Here is a 2,279-nt window from a genome sequence, read left to right on the forward strand (position 1 = left end):
TTTGATTTTCATTGAGTAGCAATCCTGTCTTTCATGGCAGGATTTTTTATATATCAAAAAGCAAGTCGATTGACCTGCTTCTGCTTTACTCTTCTTGTGCTAATGTTTTAAAATCTTTGTCTAAGATGGGTTGCACTTCTAATTGATTGGCGTCTAGTTGGTGGTAAAAAGATGGGGGTAATACCTCTAAGAATTTTGCATAGTCCAAGCGGGCGATGGCTTCATAGTCTTCTGGTTTAGAGCCGTCTCCTGTGATTTGAACCAAGTCAATCTCCCACTGGACTTCCTTATCCACCAATTGCTCAATATAGGCTGCAGGAACAAATGGCTCTCTCGGCAAAACGGTCTTGACGCCTTGAGCCAGATGGTAAACACCATGCACTTGCCCTTCTCCATCCTGATAGAAGGAAACTCTCGCAAAGTAGGCATCGGTCTCTTGAACTTCACGCACACGCGCTTCAAACTGTGCCAAACCATCTTCCCCTAAAAAGCTTTTCAAATCCTCATGACTAAAGAAAACAGGATTAAAAATTCCTTGGCAAATCGTAAAACGGGCTGCAGTGTCTGCAAGATGGGCTTGAATACTTGCTTGGAAATAAGCTTCAAAATCAAAACCATCTAGTCCTTCAATCTCAGTTCCTGTGTAAGCAAGCAAAGCATCTAAAAATGACTTGATGATCTCCCAGTCTATCTTCGTTAGTAGCTCAGGAAGATCGACACGGTAAGCCTTTCGACCATCAGCATAACTGACCTTAAAGAGAAATTGTGATTGCCCCACTATCGCACACTCGATATACTCGAGACGGTTAAGAGGCTGACGGAGATAGACAGCATCATAGCTATGTGACTCCAAACCATCTACCAATGCCAAGATGGACTTGGCAGTCAAAATTTCCTGTTCTCCTAAAATGCTCTGTTTATTTGGAATAAAAATTGTTTTCTCCATAACTGGACTCCTTTGAAATCGTTTACATACAGTATACCTTATTTTCCTGAAAGATACAGAAACAAACTTTAGATTTTTGAGTACAAAGCATAGAAAAACAGCCCCTGAGGACTGTTTGATCTTATACAGTAGCTGCTTGATCCAAGCTTTCACCGATAGCGGCTAGGCGCTCGATTACTTCAGCTTGTGTCAATTCATTTTTTGAAACATAGCGGTTACGTGGGTGAACACGGCACTCGTGTGAGCATCCACGAAGGTACTTGTCTTCATTTTCTTCTGATGTCAAGATACGACGGTTACAGAAGGGATTTCCACAGTTGACATAACGTTCACATGGCGTTCCATCAAACCAGTCTTTCCCTACGATAGTTGGGTTGACATGGTTGACATCAACGGCAATACGCTCGTCAAAGACGTACATTTTCCCATCCCAAAGCTCACCTTGAACTTCTGGGTCTTTACCGTAAGTTGCGATTCCTCCGTGCAATTGGCCGACATCTTTGTAGCCTTCACGAACCATCCAGCCTGAGAATTTCTCACAGCGAACCCCACCTGTACAGTAAACCACGACGCGCTTGTCCATGAATTTTTCCTTGTTATCACGGACCCATTGTGGTAACTCACGGAAGTTGCGAATATCTGGGCGAATAGCTCCACGGAAATGTCCTAGGTCGTACTCATAATCGTTACGTGTGTCAAGGACAACGGTATCTTTATCAAGAAGCGCTTCTTTGAACTCTTTTGGAGACAAGTAAGCACCTGTTGTTTCAAGTGGGTTGATGTCATTGTCAAAGTCGTTGTCTTCCAAACCAAGGTGGACAATTTCTTTCTTGTAGCGAACAAACATCTTCTTGAAGGCTTGTTCATTTTCTTCGTCAATCTTGAACCAAAGGTCTTCCATGCCTGGGAGACTGTGAACGTAGTCCATGTATTTTTGAGTTGTTTCATAGTCACCTGAAACTGTTCCGTTAATTCCCTCGTCAGCGACTAGGATACGGCCTTTAAGGCCGATTGATTTACAGAAAGCCAAGTGATCTGCAGCAAATTGCTCTGCATTTTCAATTGGAGTATAAAGGTAGTAAAGTAAGACACGAATATCTTTTGCCATAAGATTTGTTCTCTTTTCTATTCTTAAATTTTCTAAATTTTTTATTTATCCATACTAGTATACCTGCTTGAGAAAACGAATGCAATTTATTTGACTGGAAATTGTAGAGGGTTCTCGAAATTTCCTGAATGGTTATACTCTTCGAAAATCTCTTCAAACTACGTCAGCTTCACCTTGCCGTAGGTATATGATACTGACTCTGTCAGTTCTATCCACAACCTCAAA

The 2,279-nt window shown here is 41.8% G+C and carries 2 protein-coding genes; both read right to left on the reverse strand.

All coding sequences use genetic code 11. The annotated features are described in order from the left end of the window. Positions 1 to 85 precede the first annotated feature (85 nt). On the reverse strand, positions 86 to 946 hold the full coding sequence (locus HT699_RS11130; protein ID WP_138706164.1) for a DUF4299 family protein: 861 nt from the start codon (positions 944 to 946) through the stop codon (positions 86 to 88). Between the two features lie 121 nt (positions 947 to 1,067). After that, on the reverse strand, positions 1,068 to 2,054 hold the full coding sequence (locus HT699_RS11135; RefSeq protein ID WP_001030014.1) for a rhodanese-related sulfurtransferase: 987 nt from the start codon (positions 2,052 to 2,054) through the stop codon (positions 1,068 to 1,070). Positions 2,055 to 2,279 lie beyond the last annotated feature (225 nt).

This window comes from Streptococcus sp. 1055 (genome assembly GCF_013276815.1).
In the GTDB taxonomy this organism is placed as follows: Bacteria; Bacillota; Bacilli; order Lactobacillales; family Streptococcaceae; genus Streptococcus; species Streptococcus pseudopneumoniae.

Excerpts from the sequence above, each read along its gene's own strand:
- HT699_RS11135 (WP_001030014.1), bottom strand. The coding sequence starts at position 2,054 with ATGGCAAAAGATATTCGTGTCTTACTTTACTACCTTTATACTCCAATT.
- HT699_RS11130 (WP_138706164.1), bottom strand. The coding sequence starts at position 946 with ATGGAGAAAACAATTTTTATTCCAAATAAACAGAGCATTTTAGGAGAA.